22 protein-coding genes are annotated in these 22,239 nt (G+C 38.4%); 16 read left to right on the forward strand and 6 right to left on the reverse strand.

Annotated features, from left to right (window positions below):
* The first annotated feature begins 214 nt into the window (after window positions 1-214).
* From fucP to ribB, 3 genes are all read left to right on the forward strand, one after another.
* On the forward strand, window positions 215-1,543 hold the full coding sequence (gene fucP / locus HF964_RS04515) for an L-fucose:H+ symporter permease (protein ID WP_168721866.1): 1,329 nt from the start codon (window positions 215-217) through the stop codon (window positions 1,541-1,543).
* Window positions 1,544-1,830: 287 nt separating this feature from the next.
* Window positions 1,831-2,517: a C40 family peptidase gene (locus HF964_RS04520; protein WP_168721867.1), complete on the forward strand. Its 687-nt coding sequence runs from the start codon at window positions 1,831-1,833 to the stop codon at window positions 2,515-2,517.
* A gap of 446 nt (window positions 2,518-2,963) precedes the next feature.
* Window positions 2,964-3,623 (forward strand): 3,4-dihydroxy-2-butanone-4-phosphate synthase, encoded by a 660-nt coding sequence (gene ribB / locus HF964_RS04525; RefSeq protein WP_168721919.1) that lies wholly within the window; start codon window positions 2,964-2,966, stop codon window positions 3,621-3,623.
* Between the two features lie 106 nt (window positions 3,624-3,729).
* On the opposite strand, the gene HF964_RS04530 is transcribed toward ribB, so the two are convergent.
* Together HF964_RS04530 and HF964_RS04535 are read right to left on the reverse strand one after the other, a co-directional pair.
* Window positions 3,730-4,593, reverse strand: coding sequence for an aldo/keto reductase (locus tag HF964_RS04530; protein ID WP_168721868.1), 864 nt, complete (start codon window positions 4,591-4,593; stop codon window positions 3,730-3,732).
* A gap of 30 nt (window positions 4,594-4,623) precedes the next feature.
* The gene (locus tag HF964_RS04535; RefSeq protein ID WP_168721869.1) at window positions 4,624-5,577 is read right to left on the reverse strand and encodes an aldo/keto reductase; all 954 of its coding nucleotides are present in this window, start codon (window positions 5,575-5,577) and stop codon (window positions 4,624-4,626) included.
* A 151-nt stretch (window positions 5,578-5,728) separates the two neighbouring features.
* Here HF964_RS04535 and HF964_RS04540 point away from each other — a divergent pair, with 151 nt between their 5' ends.
* On the forward strand, window positions 5,729-6,169 hold the full coding sequence (locus HF964_RS04540; protein WP_168721870.1) for a MerR family transcriptional regulator: 441 nt from the start codon (window positions 5,729-5,731) through the stop codon (window positions 6,167-6,169).
* Between the two features lie 45 nt (window positions 6,170-6,214).
* Entirely contained in the window at window positions 6,215-6,472 is a 258-nt protein-coding gene (locus HF964_RS04545) for a hypothetical protein (protein WP_168721871.1), read from the forward strand.
* Window positions 6,473-6,706: 234 nt separating this feature from the next.
* Here HF964_RS04545 and HF964_RS04550 read toward each other — a convergent pair whose 3' ends face one another.
* The gene (locus HF964_RS04550; RefSeq protein ID WP_168721872.1) at window positions 6,707-7,489 is read right to left on the reverse strand and encodes a (S)-acetoin forming diacetyl reductase; all 783 of its coding nucleotides are present in this window, start codon (window positions 7,487-7,489) and stop codon (window positions 6,707-6,709) included.
* 401 nt (window positions 7,490-7,890) lie between these two features.
* Between HF964_RS04550 and HF964_RS04555 the strand changes: the two genes are divergently transcribed.
* From HF964_RS04555 to HF964_RS04580, 6 genes are read left to right on the forward strand one after another with little or no spacing between them, the layout of a single operon-like run.
* Window positions 7,891-9,036, forward strand: a complete 1,146-nt coding sequence (locus HF964_RS04555; protein ID WP_168721873.1) for an isochorismate synthase — start codon at window positions 7,891-7,893, stop codon at window positions 9,034-9,036.
* Window positions 9,037-9,040: 4 nt separating this feature from the next.
* Window positions 9,041-10,726, forward strand: a complete 1,686-nt coding sequence (gene menD, locus HF964_RS04560) for a 2-succinyl-5-enolpyruvyl-6-hydroxy-3-cyclohexene-1-carboxylic-acid synthase (protein WP_168721874.1) — start codon at window positions 9,041-9,043, stop codon at window positions 10,724-10,726.
* Complete coding sequence (gene menH / locus HF964_RS04565) at window positions 10,719-11,522, forward strand: 2-succinyl-6-hydroxy-2,4-cyclohexadiene-1-carboxylate synthase (protein WP_168721875.1); 804 nt, start codon at window positions 10,719-10,721, stop codon at window positions 11,520-11,522. Before menD ends, menH begins: the two co-directional genes overlap by 8 nt.
* Complete coding sequence (gene menC / locus HF964_RS04570; protein ID WP_168721876.1) at window positions 11,506-12,618, forward strand: o-succinylbenzoate synthase; 1,113 nt, start codon at window positions 11,506-11,508, stop codon at window positions 12,616-12,618. Before menH ends, menC begins: the two co-directional genes overlap by 17 nt.
* A 36-nt stretch (window positions 12,619-12,654) precedes the next feature.
* Window positions 12,655-13,167, forward strand: coding sequence for an NUDIX hydrolase (locus HF964_RS04575; protein ID WP_168721877.1), 513 nt, complete (start codon window positions 12,655-12,657; stop codon window positions 13,165-13,167).
* Window positions 13,146-13,646, forward strand: coding sequence for a Rossmann-fold NAD(P)-binding domain-containing protein (locus HF964_RS04580; protein WP_168721878.1), 501 nt, complete (start codon window positions 13,146-13,148; stop codon window positions 13,644-13,646). Before HF964_RS04575 ends, HF964_RS04580 begins: the two co-directional genes overlap by 22 nt.
* A gap of 69 nt (window positions 13,647-13,715) precedes the next feature.
* On the opposite strand, the gene HF964_RS04585 is transcribed toward HF964_RS04580, so the two are convergent.
* From HF964_RS04585 to HF964_RS04595, 3 genes are all read right to left on the reverse strand, one after another.
* Window positions 13,716-14,018 (reverse strand): rhodanese-like domain-containing protein, encoded by a 303-nt coding sequence (locus HF964_RS04585; RefSeq protein WP_168721879.1) that lies wholly within the window; start codon window positions 14,016-14,018, stop codon window positions 13,716-13,718.
* Between the two features lie 87 nt (window positions 14,019-14,105).
* A complete protein-coding gene (locus HF964_RS04590; RefSeq protein WP_246220245.1) occupies window positions 14,106-15,374 on the reverse strand; it encodes an MFS transporter in 1,269 nt (422 codons plus the stop codon).
* A 316-nt stretch (window positions 15,375-15,690) separates the two neighbouring features.
* The gene (locus HF964_RS04595; protein WP_168721881.1) at window positions 15,691-16,356 is read right to left on the reverse strand and encodes an MIP/aquaporin family protein; all 666 of its coding nucleotides are present in this window, start codon (window positions 16,354-16,356) and stop codon (window positions 15,691-15,693) included.
* 264 nt (window positions 16,357-16,620) lie between these two features.
* Here HF964_RS04595 and yjeM point away from each other — a divergent pair, with 264 nt between their 5' ends.
* The 5 genes from yjeM (at window position 16,621) to aroE (ending at window position 22,201) form a co-directional block, all read left to right on the forward strand.
* A complete protein-coding gene (gene yjeM, locus HF964_RS04600; protein WP_168721882.1) occupies window positions 16,621-18,105 on the forward strand; it encodes a glutamate/gamma-aminobutyrate family transporter YjeM in 1,485 nt (494 codons plus the stop codon).
* A gap of 266 nt (window positions 18,106-18,371) precedes the next feature.
* On the forward strand, window positions 18,372-19,550 hold the full coding sequence (gene aroC / locus HF964_RS04605; RefSeq protein WP_168721883.1) for a chorismate synthase: 1,179 nt from the start codon (window positions 18,372-18,374) through the stop codon (window positions 19,548-19,550).
* A 26-nt stretch (window positions 19,551-19,576) separates the two neighbouring features.
* Window positions 19,577-20,869, forward strand: a complete 1,293-nt coding sequence (aroA, locus tag HF964_RS04610) for a 3-phosphoshikimate 1-carboxyvinyltransferase (protein ID WP_168721884.1) — start codon at window positions 19,577-19,579, stop codon at window positions 20,867-20,869.
* 14 nt (window positions 20,870-20,883) lie between these two features.
* Window positions 20,884-21,405 (forward strand): shikimate kinase, encoded by a 522-nt coding sequence (locus HF964_RS04615; protein ID WP_168721885.1) that lies wholly within the window; start codon window positions 20,884-20,886, stop codon window positions 21,403-21,405.
* Complete coding sequence (aroE, locus tag HF964_RS04620; protein WP_168721886.1) at window positions 21,398-22,201, forward strand: shikimate dehydrogenase; 804 nt, start codon at window positions 21,398-21,400, stop codon at window positions 22,199-22,201. The genes HF964_RS04615 and aroE overlap by 8 nt, the downstream gene beginning before the upstream one ends.
* The last annotated feature ends 38 nt before the right edge of the window (window positions 22,202-22,239 follow it).

The raw sequence follows: 22,239 nt of genomic DNA on the forward strand, positions 1-22,239 counted from the left end.
GATTATTATATAATCATTACAAAAATAGTCAATAACTTATTTAAAAATAATTTTATTTATATATAAGGTACTATTAAGATGCTAAATTACTTTAATTATTTAATATTTAAATAATTAAAATAAAGATTATTGTTTTATTAATAGAAAGATGGTGCTAGTATATATTTATGAAAACGCTTTCAATATAATTTTTATTATTTAGTAGGAGATCGATATGATTAATGCAGTAGGAACAAAAGCTAAGCATCACCGTGATTTTGGTGTTTTATCAGATGGTTATTTAACTAAAACACCAATTTTACAATTTATTATTGTTTCAATGATGTTTCCGCTCTGGGGAACAGCCGCAAGTTTAAATGATATTTTAATTACCCAATTCAAGACAGTCTTTGAACTTAATGATGCCGCAACAGCCTTTGTGCAATCAGCTTTTTACGGCGGATATTTTTTAGTTGCAATACCTGCTAGTATTGTCATCAAGAAAACTACTTATAAAACAGCTATTTTAACTGGTTTAGTCGCTTATATATTAGGAGCTGGATTATTTTTCCCAGCATCACGTGTAGCTACATATTCAATGTTTCTAGTTGCCATTTTTGCGATTGCAATCGGGCTTTCATTCTTGGAAACAGCATGTGATACATACAGTTCATTACTTGGTCCTAAAAAGCACGCTAATTTACGCTTGAATATTTCACAAATTTTAAACCCAATTGGTAGTATTATTGGAATTTTACTTGGTAAATACTTGATTTTTGGCCAAGTTGGTAATTTATCAGAAAAGATGGCTAGATTACATGGAGCTGCCCGATTAGCATATGGTGAAAAAATGTTGCAATTAACTTTGCAACCATATAAATATATTTTATTCGTGTTAATTGCGATGTTAATTCTTTTGGCATTAACACCAATGCCTAACACAAAACCTGCCGCTGTGGCTGGCCAAGTAAAGGCTAAATTAAGTGAAACCCTTGCATACCTTGCTCATAATCGATTATTCAAAAAAGGAATTATGGCCCAATTCGTTTATGTTGGTATGCAAACAGCGGTTTGGTCATTTACGATTCGGTTAGTGCTTGATTTAAATCATTCAATTAGTGACGCCCAAGCTTCAAATTACTTAATTTATTCATATATTGTGTTTTTCTTAGGTAAAGTGCTTGCAACATCACTTTTTACGAAGATTAAACCAACTAAAGTGTTGGCAGTGTATTCAGTTTTAGGAACAATTGCATTAGCAATTGCAAGTTTGGCATCTGGGAACATTGCCATTTATGCAGCTGTTGCAGCAAGTTTCTTCTTTGGTCCTCAATGGCCCACAATTTATGCTCATACATTGGATACGGTTACGGAAAAGAAACACACGGAAACTGCAGGGGCAGTCTTGGTTATGGCAATTGTTGGGGGAGCAGTTATCCCCGCTATCCAAGGGGTTATTTCAGATTCACTTGGATCATTACAATTATCATTCTTATTTCCAGCGCTATGTTTTGCCATTGTAAGTCTATACTTCATTTCAGAAGTTAAGAATGATATTGAATAAAGATGAGAAGATATTAGAAGTGGCGATGACATAACTAAAATTTAGTAGTAATTTATTGCAAAAAAGGCTTCAAAAGCCTAATATATTCAAAATGATATGCCTCCTTGAAGAAATTTTTTCAGGGAGGCATATTAGCATATTTTTCAATAATGCTTGATTTTCACCATATGTCTTTAGTGCTAATTAAAATTAATATTAGATATATACTTAAACTATAGATAAAATAGCCGATATCATATATATAGATTAGTTAACGAAATAATAGATTTGCAATGGAGATTAGCAAAATGGAAATAAGTGGGTATGTTCAAGCGTTAGTGCAAGCAACAGCGGGGCGATTAGCATCAAAGAAACCAGTAACGGATGAGTTATCAAACCACTTTGCACAAATGATGGATACTCAAAATCAGCAGCAATTGATAGTTCAAGCGGGTGATACGGTGTCGCAATTGGCATTGCAACACCATACATCAATTGCTGCGATTGTCCAAAGCAATCATTTACAAGATCCAAATTTAATTTTGGTGGGCCAAAAGTTAACGATTGCCAGTAGTAGCCAAGGTGGGATTCCTGAAGTAGCAGCAAGTTCTAATGATGCCCAAATGGTTAGTGAGGATGGAGTCCAACAACAAGCTGTTCAATTTGTTAAACAATTTTTGGGTAATGCGTATGTATGGGGGAGTGCCAAACCAGGGGCTTTTGACTGTTCAGGCTTAGTTAGTTATGCTTATAAACAATTTGGTGTTGAGCTGCCACATTTAGCTCAAGCACAAGCAGATCAAACCCAACATATTGCGACTAAAAATGCTAAGGCGGGGGATTTGTTATTTTGGCAAAATCAACGTGGGCATGTTTATCATGTTGCAATTTCTTTAGGTGATGGTCATTACGTGAATGCACTAGACCCAGCTCATGGGGTACAAATTGATGGAATGGCAGCCCCAGCCAACTTCGCTGGACGAGTAGTTCGTTAAGCGTTAATGAATTAAAGTAAGGTGTGACATAATTAATATTTAGCAGTAATTTGTAGCTAAATGCATTATAAAAGTTTGATATATACAAAGATCTCAGGGAAAATTAAATTTTATCTGGGATTTTTGTGTTATCGTTTTTAGTAATGGTTGTCTAAGTTTTACTAGGTAATGTGATGTGGCGTCAATTTTTTATTGCGATTGAACATGTAAAACAAAATTACTAGACATCCGTAAAAAAGGTAATTATGATTGAATAGGGATTAAAAGTTATAATGGTAATCGTTACAGTACGAAATGTAATCTATGGACTAAATACGAACATCAATGACTTATAATTGTATTTTAATTAAGAAATAGAATAAAAAAGTTGTAATAAATAATTTATTAATATATAATTGTTCTTGTTTACGAACTATAATAAATAAAGAGAATGGATGGATATGATATTGGAAAAAGAGTTTAGCACTGTTGAAGCAGCACTTGAAGAGTTGAAAAAGGGTGGTTTTGTAATCCTTTCAGATAACGAAGATCGTGAAAATGAAGGTGATTTGGTGGCCCTAGCATCTGAGGCTACTCCAGCCATTATTCACCAAATGTTAAAAGAAGCCAATGGGTTGATGTGTGTTCCTGTTAACACTGAAATCGCCAACCGTTTGAACTTAACTGATATGGTTGAAAACAGCACTGATCCACACCAAACACCATTTACAGTTACTGTTGATGGTACCTTTGAAGCAACTGGTGTTACCACTGGTGTCTCAGCTTTTGATCGTGCTGCATCAATTAACCATATTGCTGATATTAATGCGCAAGCTACTGATTTTAATCGTCCAGGTCATATTCAACCATTGATTGCTAAGCCACAAGGTTTACGTGAACGGATTGGTCACACCGAAGCTGGAGTTGATTTAGCGTTACTTGCCGGTTCACAACCAGCCGCTATTATTATTGAAGTACTTGGTGAAGATGGCCATATGGCTCAACGTGATGATTTATTTGTCTTAGCTCAAAAGTTAAACATTCCATACATCACAATTGCCCAAATTATTGAATACATGGATGCTAATAACATTGTGCAAGCCGTTGATGTTTTAGCCGTTAAATAATATTTCTAATTAGCCATTTATTTTAGCACACAAACAAAAACGGTCTCTCTGCTGAGAGACCGTTTTTTGAATTGAATTGAAATAGAAATTTTAAGTAGAGAGTTAATTATTTAGCATTACCAGTGTACCAGTCAAAACTTGTTAACCAGTAACTTGTCCGGTAATGTTCATCTAAAGTAGCAATTAAGTCCATGTCTTCTTTACTTAAAGTGAAATCAAAGACTTGTGCATTTTCAATAATCCGTTGTTCGTGGACTGACTTTGGAATGACCGTAAAGCCCATTTGAAGGCTCCAACGAATTAAAATTTGCGCGGCTGATTTACCATATTTGGAAGCGATTTGACTAATAACAGGATTGTTAAGAACCTTACCACCACCAAGGGGTGACCATGCTTCCAAGTGGATGTTGTGATCATCAGCATATTGCACCATATCAGGTTGTTGCAATAATGGGTGCAATTCGATTTGGTCAACGGCTGGGACGATGTTAGCATCAGTCAACAAGTCTTCCATCGTTTCTTGGTTAAAGTTACATACCCCAATGGCTTTAGCTAAACCTTGGTCATAGATTTTTTCCATGGCCTTCCAAGTATCCTTATACTTACCAGTTACTGGCCAGTGAATTAAGTAAAGGTCAACATAGTCCAAACCAAGGCGTTCAAGGCTACCTTCAAAGTTAGTTAAAGTTGAGTCGTAACCGTGATCAGGATTAGCAAGCTTAGTGGTGATGAATAAATCTTCACGTGAAATACCGGCTTCAGCAATCCCTTGTTCAATACCTGTGCGAACGTCGGCTTCGTTACCATATGCTTTGGCAGTATCAATTAAACGGTAACCGTTTTTGATGGCCGCAGCAACAGCTGGTGTCGCTTCACCGTTTTCAGCTTGCCAAACTCCCAAGCCAAAGCGTTCCATTTTAACGCCATTGTTTAAAGTAACTGTTGATGTAATTGTAAAATCTTCAGACATTTATCTACCTCGTATTTTTATAAAGTGTGTTTAGGGTAAATCATTACCGGCAGCAAAGTAAATGTTGTACCATTCTTGCTTCGTTAATTCAATGTCAGCACCAGCTGCGTTTTCAATAATGTGAGCAGGCGTCATTGCACCTAATACAACTTGGATATTAGCTGGAATACGAATAATCCAAGCAGTGGCAATGGCATTTTTAGTAACACCATATTTATCAGCTAATTCACCAAGGTATGCATTAAGTTCAGCAAAATCAGGGTTATCGATGAAGGTACCACCGAAGAAACCAAATTGGTATGGTGACCAAGCTTGGATTGTCATATCATGCAAGCGTGAGTATTCAAGAATCCCACCATCATGTGAAATACTACGTTCATCAGCCATGTTAGTGTGCATGCCGCGGTCAATCATTCCTGAATGCATGATACTAAATTGGAGTTGATTAATAATTAACTTTTGGTTAATCGCACTTTGAACTAAATCAACTTGTTGGGGATTAAAGTTAGAAACCCCAAAGTGACGAACTTTACCACTCGCTTGAAGTTTATCAAAGGCTTCAGCAATTTCTTCAGGTTCCATTAGTGGATCGGGACGGTGGAGTAAGAATGAATCAAGATAATCAACGCCAAGGCGCTCTAAAATACCATCGACACTGTCAAGAATGTGTTGTTTTGAAAAATCATAACGTTTACCAAAGACAAAGCTACCATGACTACGAGCTTGATCTAAGACAATCCCACCTTTTGATTGAATAAATAATTGGTCACGGGTAATATCAGATTTGGCTAAAGCTTGTTTAAAAACTTTTTCTGAATCACCATTCCCATAGATATCAGCAGAATCAATAAAGTTAATGCCAGCATCAAAAGCTGTTTGCAAAGTTTTGGCAGCATCATCGATACTTAGAGCGTTCATACGCATAATACCAAGGGCAACAGCTGAAGCTTTAAAATCTGTGTTACCAATTTTAAATTCACGCATTGTTAAATCCTCCATTATTCGTTTGTGTGCGATAATTTACTTAAGCACTAACTCAATAGTACAACTTAGACATATATCTAAGTCAAGATAAGTGTTAAACTATTTTTAAGTTAGTAAAAACATAAGAAATAAACAAAATGAAAGGTTAGTCATGGCATATTCAATTAGCGAAGTATCTAAAAAATTTAATATCTCACCATTTACGTTACGATTTTATGATAAGCAAGGTTTGATGCCCTTTGTAAAGCGTGATGCGGCTGGCCGCCGTGCATTTTCAGAAGAAGATCTAGATTTTGTTTCTTTAATCATTTGCTTAAAACAATCTGGTCTTGAACTTGAGGAAATCCGCCAGTTCGTCGAAATGACCCAAGCTGGTGATGTAACGTTAGCTAATCGATTAGAATTCTTTGAACGGCAAGTAACATTGGCTCAAAAAAGGATTGAACAGCAAAAACAAAATATTGAAAAGCTTAAACGAAAAGTTCAATATTATAAAGTTGCATGTGATATGGGAACTGAAGAGTATGTGAAGAATAATTTTGATTTATCAATTTTTGATCCTGATATTAAATTTATTAAGACAGGTGAGTAAAATGATGTTAATGCTACGAATTTTAATCGGTTTATACGCATTGTAATGTTATTTGTTGGTTTACAAATAGTAATTAAAGAAGAAAATAAATTATTTTTGGTACATATTATTATTAGCATACTGACACTAGTTAGTGTAATGTTGGCTAATTGGCAATTATTTGCGACTGTAGCTATTATCGCAATCATAGCATATCAATTAGTAGCATTGCATCGAGGAATAACAATGTTTTTTTATTGGCCACATCAAATAAGTAGACTAATTATTTCTATTACGTTAATTGTTTTAATTGTGCTTGCATAATAGTCTATGTAAAAAGATGTTGATGTAATTATTTTTTAGCAAGAATTTATAGTTAAAAAGTGGTTTAAAAGTTAGATATATTCAAAATATGGCAATGCCTCCCTGAAGAAAACTTCTTCAGGGAGGCATCTTAGCATATATCCTCGATAGCACTAGGCTTTTGAGACATGTCCATTTTTGTTGTTAATTAAATAAATTTTTGTTAATAAATAGATAAAATGATGTAAATGCGGCTTAGTTAAAGACCATCCCACCATCGATAAGAAGGGCTTGACCAGTCATGTAGTCACTGTCAGGACCAGCAAGGTATGATACACAAGCCGCCACATCTTCAGGTTCTGATAAGCGCTTCAAAGTAATGTTTTGGGCGAATTGTTCCATCCCCCATTCGAATGGTTTGCCGGCTTCATCCGCAGTCTTTTGGGCGATATCATTCATCATGGGTGTCTTAACAATTCCTGGGCAGTAAGCGTTAACGGTAATCCCCAATGGAGCTAAATCACGGGCAGCAACTTGAGTAATTCCGCGAATGGCAAACTTAGTACCACTGTAGACACCAAGGCCAGGGTTACCAACTTGACCAGCTTGAGATGAAGCATTAATAATTTTACCACCATGACCAAGTTCCTTAAAGGCTTCAGTGGCCGCTTGAATCCCCCAGTAAGTACCACCAACATTGACATCATATACACGACGGTAAGTATCATAATCAATGGTATCAAATGGTGTTTGAGGACCAAGACCGGCATTGTTAACGATGACATCAAAGCCACCGAGTTGTTCTTTAGCTTCTTTAACAGCGGCAAAGACTGCATCACGATCGGCAACATCAACCTTAACCGCGATAGCTTCGTGACCAGCCGCTTTGATACTTTCAGCGACTTTAGTAGCGGTTTCTAAGTTATAATCAGCGACCGCAACCTTGAAGCCGTCATTTGCAAGCCGACGACTGATTGCTTCACCAATTCCTTGACCACCACCAGTTACAAATGCTACTTTTCCATTTACGTTTGTCATAATAAGCCTCCTATTTCAAATTGATTTATTTGTGAAATAGGCAACGAAGTTTTAAATGTTACCCTTTGTTGCTTACAAGATAAGTATAATCCTTCGATAATAAAATGCAATAATAATTTGATAATTTTTTCACAATATTTCGATAAAAAGGTAGTTTAAGGGCTTCTTGCTGAAAGTTAATTTATTTATAAAGGTTAATTTAATTAAGATAGACTAGTTAATTAGTTGATGTCGCCAATTATTAAGATTAATGTATTTTAATTCACAATGTTTAATTAATGAATAGTAAAACGATGCTTAATATCGCTTTTATTAACGATTATTAACATCACTAGAATTAAACTAAAAAATGAAGGATAATATATGAATGAAAGCCTTGTAGAAAAGAAAGAAGAGATGTAATGAGTTTTCCAACAAAACAACAACTATATGCACAATTTGCTCAAGCCGATGACGCGGTTTATTTTGCGAGTGCGGATAAACAGCAGGTATATTTTGGCTTTGGGGTTCAAGCAGCCATAAATAGTGGTGATACTAATGTAGTTAAAACGTGGTTGCAGAGCCAAATGCAACCGGTATTTGGTGGATTACCATTTGATAAACAAATCACGACGGCAAGTGTTATGGCCGGTTACTTTGTCGCACCAGCCGTTGTATATGAAGTTAACCAAGCTAACATCTGGGGTCAGCCGATAGTAAATTGGCCAGTCATTGCACCAGCTAATCAAGCCACGATTGTGGAGCAAGCCGATGATACAACCTGGATTGAACGTATTGAGCAAGCTATTGCCACAATGCAAACTGATGTTACCAAGCAAAAGGTTGTCCTTGGTCGACAACGTCAATTACAATTAACAACTATGGTTAACGAAGTACAATTATTGCAGGACTTGAATAGCCAACAACCAAATAGCTATCACTTTGTGTTAAAACATGCCGGGGAGCTATTTGTTTCTGCGACTCCAGAACGATTAGTTCAAGTTAATGCTGCGGCCTTTTCAACGGCGGGGGTGGCTGGTACCATTCGTCGTGGTAAGGGTGAAGTTGAAGATCAACAATTAGCGGATAAATTATTTAACGATGCCAAAAATCGCTTGGAACATGCATACGTTGTTAATACCATCAAGGAACGTTTAGCAGATTTGGTTGCTTTAAATGTACCAACAAACCCTACGATTATGAAAAACCCCCAAGTTCAACACTTGTACACACCGATTAATGGCCAATTAACGGCCGCAGTCAATATTATTGATTTGGTAACACGCCTCCATCCAACGCCGGCTTTAGGTGGTAAGCCACTGGCATGGGCGATGGCGACGATTAAAGAACTTGAGTTGGCCCCCCGCGGTTTATTTGCCGCTCCAATTGGGGTTGTTTTACCAAATGGGGATGGTGAATTTGTTGTTGGAATTCGGGCAATGTTAATTAAGCACCAGACCGCATACTTATTTGCTGGTGCCGGTATCTTAGCCGATTCCGATGCTGCCCAAGAATTTACTGAAACCGGTTTAAAAATGCTGCCAATGATGAACTTACTGAAAGGATAAAATTATGAATGCAACTTTAACAAATAACATTAAACACCTATTGATGGCCTTAGTCGCCCAAGGGGTTCGCGATTTTGTCGTGTCACCCGGTTCACGGACAACCCCAATCGCTTTATTATTGGCTGAATTAGCCCATAATGATGCTAATATTCGCATTACAATTGACGTTGATGAACGTTCAGCCGGCTTCTTTGCCCTTGGACTAGCCAAGACAAAATCATGGCCGGTTGTTTTATTAGCAACTTCAGGTACGGCGACAGCTAATTACTTTCCTGCGGTGGCGGAAGCCAAAATCGCCCACGTACCGTTAATTGTGTTAACAACTGATCGACCCCAAGAATTACAAAATATTGGAGCAGCTCAAACGATTGATCAAGTGAAGATGTATGGTACGCATGCCAAAGATTTTGCCCAAATAACGTTGCAAGATGAGGGTGCTAATGTCACGGAATATATTGATTATCACGTCCAACAATTAGTTAATATTGCTGCCACGGCACCAGCTGGGGTCGTGCAAATTAACTTACCATTGCGGAAACCATTGATGCCTGATTTGGGTGAAGTATGGCCAAGTGTTACTAAACATAATATTTTGGCGAGTGCCCGCACACCCAAAGCTAATAACGTCGAAGAATTTGTAACGTTAATGAAGACTGGTAAAGTGATGTTATTGGCGGGACCAACCGAAGGCCGCATGGATACCAAAGCGGTCTTGATGCGTGATTTAGCAGAGCTATTAAAGGTCCCCGTTTTAGCGGATGTTTTGAGTAGTGTCCGCCCAAACAAGTGGGCCATTAACGGAATTGATGCCTTACTTGAAGCTGATGTAGTTACTGAAGACTTAGTGCCAGATGTCGTCTTTCGTTTTGGGGGCACCCCGGTTTCAGCCCGTGTAAGTAGTTGGTTAAAACAAAATAATGTGACCTTAGTGCAAGTTGGTGAAGAAGCAGTCGGCCATGATTACACACGCTATGCCAAATTAACTTTGAACTGTGACGAAGAAACATTACTCGAAGCAATGCAAACTTTAGGTGATCGTTCGGATGAAAATCCATTTGGTAATGCCTGGTTACAAGTTAAAGCAACGCTAAATAATACGGTGGCAAATGCGGAATTTAGTGAAGCAACACTACCAGTGGCCTTGCAAGCCTTACCATATGGTGCAGAAATTTTTATTGCTAATTCAATGCCAATTCGGGATATGGATAATTATTTTGTTCCTCGTAATCCAGTACGGGCCTTTGCTAATCGTGGTGCCAACGGAATTGACGGGACCGTTTCAAGTGCCTTTGGGATGGCGATGAGTGGTAATCCGGCATATTTATTGACGGGTGATTTAACACTCTTCCATGATATGAATGGGTTGATGTTAGCTCAACAAACGGGCCGACCAATGACAATTATTGTCGTCAATAATAACGGTGGGGGAATTTTCTCATTCTTACCACAAGCCGCGGCTAAAGATTATTTTGAACCAATGTTTGGGACGCCATTAAACTTATCAATTGAAAAAATTGCGGCTTTATATGATGCCGAATATGTTGAAATTACGAGTAAAGAACAATTAGCGCAAACGGTTAGTGTACCCGCCGATAAACTTAAAATCGTTGAAATTAAGAGTGATCGTGATAAAAATGTAGGTGACCACCGCCAATTAATCGATCAAATTAAGGCGGCTTTTAATGATTAAACAAGTGCTCGTTGATGGTTATCCATATGAAGTAACGATTACAGGAAGTGGCGCCCCAACGTGGGTCTTCTTACACGGCTTTATGGGGACGGGGGCTGATTTTGAGCAAATTCAACCTCACGGAACGTGCGTGTATCTTAATTTATTTGGCTTTGGTCCGGACGCTCCTGTAGTGTCAGATGGGACTTTGTTTCACATGAAACACCAAACGCAAAGCTTGGCAACATTATTTAAAGCATTAGCCTTACCACCCGTTAATTTAGTTGGTTATTCAATGGGGGGGCGCTTAGCATTAGGGTTTGCTTTAGCATATCCAGAATTAGTTGCCCAATTAATCTTAGAAGGGGCAACGGCGGGAATCGCTGATGCAACGCAACGAACAGCCCGGCAAGGCGCAGATAATCAAAAAGCTGAATGCATTGAAGCCCAGGGGATGGAAGCTTTTGTGCAGGCATGGGAAGCATTACCAATGTTTGCGAGTCAAAAATTACTGCCCCAAGCTCAACAAACATTCATGCATCAACAACGGGTCAATCACCAAGCTAAGAATGTCGCTAATTCTTTACGCTATATGGGCACCGGGGCGCAGCCTAATTATTGGCCAGCTTTAGCGCAATTAGCAGTACCGGTGAGTTTATTGGTTGGGCAACGTGATCTCAAATTTCAAGGTTTGGCCGCAAAGTTATTGGCGGCACTCCCGCAAGCCCAGTTAAAAATTATTGATGGAGTGGGGCACAATATTCACTTTGAAGCGCCAGTAAAATTTACGGAGGCATTAAATGCCCTTAACGATTAAACAAGTTACGGTCTATCAATTAGCAATGCAATTGAAGACGCCTTTTAAAACGGCCCATGATGTGACTTGGCAACGGCCACTTAGTTTGCTAAAAGTTACTTTCACAAATGGTATTGAAGGTTTTGGGGAAGTGGCATCATTTGCTGATGCGGCCTATACCGCAGAAACCCATGCAATTTCATTAGCTACTTTGGCACAATTAATTCCAGCAAGTATTGGTTTAACTATTGATGACCCGCAAACATTTGCAACCTGGTTAGCTCCACAAACGGCGTGGTCATTTGCTAAAGCCGCTTTTGAGATGGCTATTTGGGATGGTTTTGGTAAATTAAACCAGCAATCATTAGTCACAATGTTAGGTGGTCGTGGTGCCAACGTTAAAGTCGGTATCGCGTTAGGTGTGGCTGATAGTGAAGGGCAATTACAAAAAGATGTTGCCGCGGCGGTGACACAAGGTTATCAACGGATTAAGCTAAAGCTCAATCCAACAACACCATTAACCTGGTTGCAGCAAATTGTCGCCGCTAATCCGACAATATTATTTTCAGCGGATGCGAATGCTAGTTGGACACCAACGGATATGGCCAAGATTCAAGCTTTGGATCAAGCGGGCTTCTATTTACTGGAACAGCCATTTGGGGCTGATGCATGGCAAGCACATTTTGCATTGCAAAAACAGTTACCACAGTTAAAAATTAGTTTAGATGAAAGTTTGAATAATTTAGGGGATGTTAAAACCGCTATCGCTGGATCAGTGGGGGCTTTAACCCTTAAGCAAGGTAAGATTGGGGGCATTACTGCGACCGTTAAGGCAATTGAGCTAGCTAACACGGCGGCAGTTTTACCATGGATTGGCGGCATGCTTAGTTCAGGCGTTGGTCGCGCCGCGGATTTAGCACTAGCAACATTACCCAACGCTAATATTTTTCCAAGTGATAGTTCGGCAAGTGAACGCTATTTTGAACAAGATATCATTATGGAACAACCCCAAATTATTGCTGGTAACTTACCAGTACCAACGCAACCAGGGCTAGGAATTACGATTGATTGGTCGGCGGTAAAGCAATTATTAGTGGGCCAAAAAGAATACAATTAAGCATTGTTTCATGTGAAACAAGCATGGAGGAAATGCATGCCAGCAGATAAACTGGAAGAATGGTGGGATATCTACGATCAAGCTGAACACAAAATTGGTCAACGCCAACGTAGTGAAACATTAAGAACAGGTGAATATCATTTAGTTGCTAATATTTTTTTATTTAATCAAGTCGGTGAAGTACTCTTACAACAGCGGTCTTTTGATAAGCTAAATTATCCCGGCGCGTGGGATTGCTCAGTTGGTGGGTCAGTGCTAGCTGGTGAAACACCACAAGACACTATGGTACGTGAGGTCCAAGAGGAGTTAGGTTTAACTATTACACAGGAACAATTACAGTTATTTGATCATCAAATAGCCTCAACATGGATTGAATATTGGTTTGTTGCACAACTTGATTTTAAGTTGTCGGATGTGACAGTTCAAACCGAAGAGGTTGCTCAAGTCGGATTCTTTAACTTAAGCCAAGCCCAAAAGCAATTAGCACCTGTGGGTGGAATTAAGTACGAACATGAAGTGCAACTAGCATGGCAAACAAAATTAGGCTAGTAGTTGCATTTACCAGTGAGCGTGATAACATAGGGTATGTTAAAAATGTCACAAAAGAGATTAAGTTGGAGTTTAAAGAGATGTTTAAAATAATTTGTTATAGTGTCTTACCTAATGAAACGACGACCTTTGCAGCCTTGAATACCGATGGCTATAGCTTAACGTTGGTAGCAGAACCATTAACGGCCCAAAATTTGACAACGGCCCAAGGCAATAATGCCGTGCTATTAGCAGATAATGGCCCGGTTGATCGTGAAATGTTAACGCAATTAGCCGCATGGGGGATTAAATACGTCTTTACGCGGACAACTGATTGTGACTTTTTTGATTTTGAAGCCGCCGATGAATTGAATCAAGTAATTTCACGTATTCCAGTCAGTGACCGGGATGCTGATAGTGCTGCTAAAATTGCGATTAGTTTTGCTAATTTTAAAACTATTCGTACAACCGGCGAACCAATGAATGAAATTTATGCCTAATGAAATATAACAACACCCCCATTGAAGCTTTTGCTTCAATGGGGGTGTTCACTATATATTGGCGGTTAGTTAATCACTAATTACTTCACCGTGCCAGTTAAGAATACCACCATCAACATTAGTTGGTTGGTAACCCATTGTCGCCAATGTATTGGCTGCTTGTTGACTACGATTACCAGAACGACAGAAGACATATAATTCCTCATCCTTGGCACCTTGATAGCTAGCAATCGTGCTAAGGGGCACGTTAACTGCTTGAGCAATGTGGCCGGCTGCAAATTCGGCGGGTTCACGAACATCAATTAAGGTGATGTTATCGTTAAGTTTAGTAGCAAGTTCATCCGTTGAGATGTGGTTAATTTCGTTTGACATAAGTGTTTCCTTTCAAATACCTTTTGGAGCACGTTCTAGCAGCAAATTACTACTAGAAAAGACTTCTGGCACGCTCTCGTTTTTTAATTAGTTTGCTTCAACTGTGGTTGCTTTAGGGGCAACTTCGTGGTGGGCGCTTAATTTACGTAAGCCCGGAATTGAAAGCATTACGACAAAGCTGATGATGTACATTGCTGAAAGACAGCCCATGACAACTGGCAATGTGTAGTGATCCATCAAGATTCCGATTGCTAATGATGAGAAACCACCAATTGCGCGCCCAGTATTAACAATCACGTTGTTAGCAGTCGCGCGAATTTCAGTTGGGTAAAGGCGGCTGATGACCGCACCGTAACCACCAAACATACCGTTTGAGAAGAAACCAAGAATAGCTCCCGCAATTAACATCGTTGGTTCGTTATTAGCTAACGTAATGGCAAAGACCGCAATGGCTGAACCGATTAAGAAAATTCCAAAGGCCCGCCGCGGACCAAAGAAGTCTAAGATGTTACCAAAGACTAACATCCCAATACTCATCCCAACAATTGTGGCAATCATCCAAACTGATGAACCAGCAACAGTTAAGTGTAGTTTGTGTTGCATAATGGTTGGTAACCAGTTCATTAAACCAAAGTACCCTGCAATTTGGACCACAACCATAATCATTAAACCAACTGTTTGTAAAGCAACTCCAGGGGTGTTGAATAAACTAGCGATGCTAACAGGTTGTTTAGCAGTGTGATTAGCAATCTTAGCATGGGTCGCTACAAAGTCATCACTTTCATGTAAGTTGCGACGGATAAAGTAAGTTAAGATTACGGGTACTAAACCAACTAAGAACAAGGCATTCCAACCAAATGCTGGAATAATGAAGGCGGCGGCAATCGCAGCAAGGACCGCCCCAATTTGACCACCAATGGCCGCAATTGAAGTCATTTTACCAATCTTGTGGTGGGCAAAACTTTCAGCAATTAAAGTAATCCCAACCCCGTATTCACCACCGGCTCCGATTCCGGCAATAAAGCGGAATAAGTAGACGAGTTGAATGTTATCAGCGAAGTACATAGCCGCCGTTGCAAAGGCGAAGATGAAGACAGTATACGTAAAGGTTTTAACGCGACCAAAGCGATCTCCGATAAGACCAAATAAAATACCACCCGCTAACATTCCGAGATTGGTAACAGTTGCAATTAACCCAGCCTGCGCGCCACTAATGTGTAAGCTCGCAATGATTGATGATAAGGCAAACGATAGGAACATGACATCCATGTTTTCTAACGCGAACCCGGCTGAGGTTGAAGCAATTGTCCATTTCTGGTTAGTTGTTAACGTGTGGTTTGGTGTTTGATTATGCAAAATACTATCCTCCAAAATGAATGCTCACGGGCATTAGTTATTTTTTCGTATCAAAATGATATTCGGTATATTTTTACATAATCATTTGCAAATAGCAATAATAATTCTTAGTTGTTAGCGAAATTTTATTTTTAAAGCTGCCGATTACTGCCACACTCTATCAAAACACATTCCAACAGTCCGATATATTCCAAAATACAAAAATAACCGCCGCGAAGAAAATTCTTCAAGACGGTTATTTAGTGTATTTCTTGATATTGCCCGACTTCTGTCACGCTTCCACAAAAAAAGACTGAAAAATTCAGCCTTTTTAAAATTATTTTTCGGCACCCATTAAAATACCAACAAATGAGGCAATTGCACCACCAAGTAATGGCGCAACAAAGTATACCCAGTAGTGTGATAAAGCTGAACCACCGGCTAAGATAGCAGGTCCAAAACTACGGGCTGGGTTCAATGAAGCACCAGTTAAGTTAAGGGTTGCCATGATAAGAATGGCAAGGGTAAGACCAATGGCAAATGGTGCCAATTGTGGGTTACCAAAACGTTGGCTAGTAACCGTTACGATAACGAAGACAAAAATGAAAGTTGCTAACGTTTCAACAAAGAAAGCATCGATACTTGTAATTTTTGGGAAATCAGTTTGACCAAGCAAGTGAACTGGTAAGTGCATGGCACGAACTAATAATGAAACGACACCGGCACCAACAATACCACCGATAAATTGTGAGACAACGTAGAATAAGCCTTCACGCATATCAAGACGACGGTTAATAACCATTGCTAAAGTAACAGCGGGGTTAAAGTGGCCACCTGAAATACCACCAACGGTAATAGCCATGATAGTAATTACTAAACCAAAGGCCATCCCAATTCCTAATGGTCCAACTGGCGTAGCAGTAGTGTTACCAATTGTAACGACACTCGTACCAATAAAGACGAGCATAAATGTACCCATAAATTCTGCGAAATATTTGCGCATGTTAATTCTCCCTAAAACTAAAATATTTTATGATTGCAGTTTTCATTTTACCATAAATCGTTGTTTATTGTGAATTTCGTTATTTCATTAGAAAATACCAATGTAACTAACATTAAATGTTAACAATGATTAAATTTTTGATATAAATGCCTGTCATCACCGGCCATTTGATAGTTTATGTTTACGGTTAGTTAGAAAAAAGAGTAATATTATCATATTGTTTTTGATAATTATATATATGTCTTTTAAGGAGTAAATAAGCATATGGACAAAAAACGTATTGGTTTAGGTGCCCTTGTGTTAATGATGTTTACAACGATCTTTGGTTTTGCCAATGGTCCAATTGCATTTGAACAAATGGGATATGCTTCAATTATTTGGTATATCTTGGGTGCTATTTTATTCTTCTTACCAACTTCAATGATGTATGCTGAATATGGTTCAGCATTGAAAGAAGCCAAGGGTGGTATCTACTCTTGGATGGAACGTGCATTAGGTAAGAAAATTTCATTTATCGTTACTTTTATTGGATTAGCGTCTTGGATTATCTGGATGATTACCATTTCACAAAAAGTATGGATTCCATTAGCTACCTTGATTTCAGGCCATGATACAACTGGTTCTTGGTCACTTTTTGGACTAGGCAGTAGTAAAACAATTGGTATTTTAGCAGTATTATTTGTTTTAGTAGTAGCATTTTTTGTTACTAATGGAGTTAAATCAATTTCACGGATTTCAACAATTGGTGGAACAGCTGTAATGGCATTAAATGTAATCTTACTAGTAATTTCATTGGTAGTTGTATTTGCACATGGTGGCCATTTTGCTGAACCAATTCATGCTAAATCATTTATTGTTTCAACAGCACCTGGATTCAATACGGTTCCTGAAATGATTGCTTTTGCTCTTTATGCCATCTTCGCTTATGCTGGTTTGGAACAAATGGGTGGAATCATTGATGATGTTGATCATGCTGAAAAGAACTATCCTAAGGCGACTATCTTTGCCACAGCTATTATCGGAATTGGTTACGCACTTTCAATTCTTTTATGGGGTGCAACGACTAACTGGACTGACTTAAGTCATGATAAAGCTGCTAACTTAGGTAACATTGTGTATGTCTTGATGAACAACTTAGGTTATCAATTTGGTAGTGTCTTTGGTTTATCTCACGGTGGTATGGTAACGATGGGGAATTTATTTGCTCGTTTTGCCGGGATTTCAATGTTCTTAGCTTATATGGGTTCATTCTTTGTTTTGACTTTTGCACCTTTAAAGTCATTTATCTTAGGAACACCTGCCAAAGTATGGCCTAAGAAAATTACGGAATTAAACAAGCACGGTGTGCCAGCGACAGCCGTTTGGGCACAAGCAATTATTGTGGCGGTACTTGTTTTGTTAATCTCATTTGGTGGTAAGAATGCTTCACAACTTTACTTGGTGTTAACGAATATGGGTAACGTGGCATCATCACTTCCATATGTATTCTTGGTATTAGCTTTCCCATTCTTCAAGAAATTAAAGGATATTGAACGTCCATTTATTTTCTATAAATCAAAGACTTCAACTTGGATTGTGACAATCATTACCGATGCTTTGATTGTGATTTCAATTGGTTTAACAATTATTCAACCATTCCAACAACATGACTACTTCAGTGGTCTTTGGACATTAGCGGGCCCAATCGTCTTTGGATTGATGGCTTGGATTATGTTTGAAATTGCTGAGAAGAAGCATGGTAAGTTGTAAAATAAAGAGTGCTCTGCGGGTCGTTTAGACATCGTAGCGTACTAGAAAAAATTCCTTGGTGCAACGTACCAGGGAATTTTTTTGTATACGCCTAGATGACTGACCTGCAGAGCACGTTTTGGCTAGCTAGAGGCGTAGCACGCTGCTTGCAAGATAGTGATATCAGTAATAATAATTATTACTAATATCTAACTAGTCGACTGCCAAATAACTTTTGCAATTTGCTATAATTAGTAACCAAAGAGACAAGTATAAAGGAGAAAAGTATGCGATATATAACGGCAGGGGAAAGTCATGGCCCTGAAGAAATTGCGATTATTGAAGGTATTCCAGCAGGCTTGCATATTACTAGCGAGGATATCAATCTGGAACTAGCGCGCCGACAACATGCTTACGGTCGTGGAGGACGCCAATTGATTGAATTTGATACTGTGACCTTTATGTCTGGAATTCGCCACCAAATGACATTGGGTTCACCAATTACGTTGAATGTGCATAATGATGATCATAATAATTGGACCGCCATTATGGCCCCTGATGAACCGGCTACTTTGGAAAATACTTTGCGTAAAGTTTTGCGGCCGCGTCCTGGGCATGCTGATTTAATTGGTGGTATGAAATATCGACATCAAGATGACTTGCGAAATGTTTTAGAACGCTCATCAGCTCGTGAAACTGTGATGCGAGTAGCTGTTGGAGCGGTTGCTAAAAAATTATTACGAGAATTAGGGATTGATGTTCATGGGTTTGTTTTAAGTGTGGGTCCTGTTAAAGGGGATGCTCAAGTTTTAACGCAATACGAATCACTAGACGAAGTACGCCAAGTAACTGAAAGTTTTGCGACTCGGGCGTTAGATGCAGAAACTGATGCTAAGATACAAACTTTGATTGATGAAACTAAGCGTAATCGAGATACAGTTGGTGGGATGGTTCAAGTATTAGCAACGGGTGTGCCAGCTGGGCTAGGTTCTTACGTTAGTGCTGATACTAAATTAGATGCAAAAATTGCTCGTGCCATTGTGGGCATCAATGCTTTTAAAGCGGTTGATTTTGGGGAAGCGTTTGACCATGCTCAGTTATTTGGCAGTCAAGTAATGGATGAAATTTTATGGAGTGAGGAGCAAGGATTTTATCGGGCCACCGATAATATGGGCGGCTTTGAAGGTGGGATGACCACTGGTGAAATGATTATTGTTCGTGGAGTAGTTAAACCAATTCCAACTTTATATCGCCCAATGCGTTCAGTTGATATAGATACGCATATCGAGCATAAAGCGAGTATTGAGCGTTCTGATACGACAGCTGTCACAGCCGCGGCGGTTATTGCTGAACATATGGTAGCAATTGAATTAGCTAAGGCAATTTTAGATAAGTTTGATTGTGATAATTTCAATCGTCTAAAGGAACAGTTATCAGTTTATCGTGAAGAAATTAAAAATTTTTAGAATTTACTATTATAGAAGGGGAATTGATGCAAAGATTGAGAAAAGCTAACGATGGCTTAATTGGTGAACTTCGTGGTCCTAGTGATAAAAGTATTACACATCGGGCCTTAATTTTGGGGGCTCTAGCAAAAGGTCAAACCATAATTAAAAATCCACTTATGTCAGCTGATATTACTAGTACAATGAATGCATTACGACCTTTAGGCGTTGATTTTAATGTTGACAGCTATGGCACGATTTATGTTGATAGCCCGGGGATGGACAATTTTAAGCGGCCTGAAAATTTAGTATTAGATATGGGAAATTCTGGTACTTCAACGCGTTTGTTAGTAGGTGTTTTTGCGGGCTTAAATTTACCAGTGACAATAGTTGGTGATTCTAGTCTATCAATGCGGCCAATGCAACGTGTTATTAATCCGTTAACGGCTTTAGGAGCAGAAATTCAAAGTATCGATGGCCATTTACCATTAAAAATTGTCCGCGGTATTCAACATCAACCAATTAATTTTGTCTTACCGCTTGGTTCAGCTCAAGTAAAGAATGCAGTCTTATTAGCTGGATTAGTTGCGGGCGTGACAACGACAATTACAGATAGTTTTGGAACCCGTGATCATACTGAGCAAATGTTACCTGATTTTGGAATTACTGTTAAAAGAGAGGGCGATACATTCAGGATTCCTGGTGGGCAAATAATACATATTACTGAGCTTGAGGTGCCCGCAGATATATCAGCAGCTGCTTTTTGGTTAATATCAGGAATGATTGTACCTAAAAGTGTTATAAAACTAGAAAAAGTTAATATAAATAAAACTAGGGCTGGTATTCTAAAAGCCATACATCAAATGGGAGCTAAATTCAAACTTGAAAAATTAGTAGCTGCAGAGCCAATGGCTAATATAATAATTAGGTATCAAAAGAAATTAAAAGCGATAAATATCGGTAGTAATGAAGTGCCATCAATGATTGATGAATTACCGATTATTGCATTAGCAGCAACCCAAGCCAATGGCAAAACAATTATTAGTGGAGCACAAGAGTTAGCAGTTAAAGAAACTAATCGTATTACTACAGTAACAAATGAACTACTAAAATTAGGTGCAGATATAACGGCAACCAAAGATGGTTTTATTATTAATGGACCAACTAAATTAGTTGTTAAAAGACCAACAATTGTCAATGGACATGGTGATCACCGAATTGCGATGATGTTAGGAATTGCAGCATTAATTACTGATGGTGAAGTTAATTTGGCTGATCCTGATAGTGTAGGAATCTCTTACCCAACATTTTTTGAAGATTTAGAACATTTTATGAAATAAATATGGGAGTAATAATGCAAATTATATTAGTTGGCTTTATGGGGGTTGGTAAGACGACTGCTGGTCAATTGTTAGCCAATACTTTAAATGAGCCCTTTATTGATTTAGATGTGGAATTCACTAAGGTAACCAATTTGACACCAGGGGAGTTTATGCGTCAATTTTCCGAAGCACGGTTTCGTGATGTTGAACAACGAATTTTAAAAATGCAACTTGAACAACCACAAGCTATTATTAGTAGTGGTGGAGGGGTCTTAACATTAGCAACAAGCCAAATATTAATACAACGTAGCAATTACTATGTTATATATCTAGCAAGTAATTTTGATATTAATATGGCTAGGTTAAAAGGAGATAGCGAGCAACGCCCATTAATGACCGAGTTAACTGATCAGGGGTTACACGAATTATGGCAAATGCGACAAACCCATTATCAAGAAGTGGCCGATTTAACTGTCAATACTAATGGTTTAACACCCCAGGAAATTGTAGCGAAAATTATTAGTAAAATTGATGAGGAGCAAATGCATGGATAAATATGGTTTAATTGGTGATCCAATCGGCCATTCAAAATCACCACAAATGCAAACGGCAGCATTAAAAAATGCAAATATTGCCGCAACTTATACGTTATTAAATGAACCAGGGGAAATGTTAGCAGACATTATAACCCGGTTACGTGCTAGCAATGTAGCGGGGTTTAATGTTACGACGCCGTTTAAACAAGCAATTATTCCATTTTTAGACGAACTCGATGTATCAGCTGCTAATATTCAAGCAGTTAATACTGTAAAAAATGTAGCAGGAAAATTAATTGGTTATTCAACAGATGGGATCGGTTTTTGGCAAAGTTTACCATTACTTAAACCAGGTACCAATGTAGCTTTAATCGGTGCTGGTGGTGCTGCTAAATCGTTAATTGATGCCGCTCCAGTTGGAGTAAATCTAAGGATTTTTAATCGAGAAAGTCCCGAGTTTAATGTGCATTACGCAGATTTAAAAGAGTTATTTAATATTGAATTGCAACCATTAGCAAGTTTACATAATCAGTTAGCAGAAATTGATATATTAATCAATGCGACTAGTGTCGGCTTACGTGATAACGTGAGTATTTTACCGTTAAATGAGTTTGAGATATTAAACAGAGAAGCACTAGTAATTGATTTGGTATACAAGCATCAACAAACGCAATTTTTAACATTTGCTAAGTCAACAAATCATCAAACACTAGGGGGCTTACCTATGTTAGTTGGGCAAGGGGCAGCAAGTTTTGAGATTTGGCATCAGCAAGTAGCAAATACCAAAGTTATGCAAGCAAGTCTTATAGATTAAATCATTATTATAAGCTAAAATACGCCCATCAACTACCA

The sequence above is a fragment of the Periweissella fabalis genome, from assembly GCF_012396505.1.
GTDB classification, from domain to species: Bacteria; Bacillota; Bacilli; order Lactobacillales; family Lactobacillaceae; genus Periweissella; species Periweissella fabalis.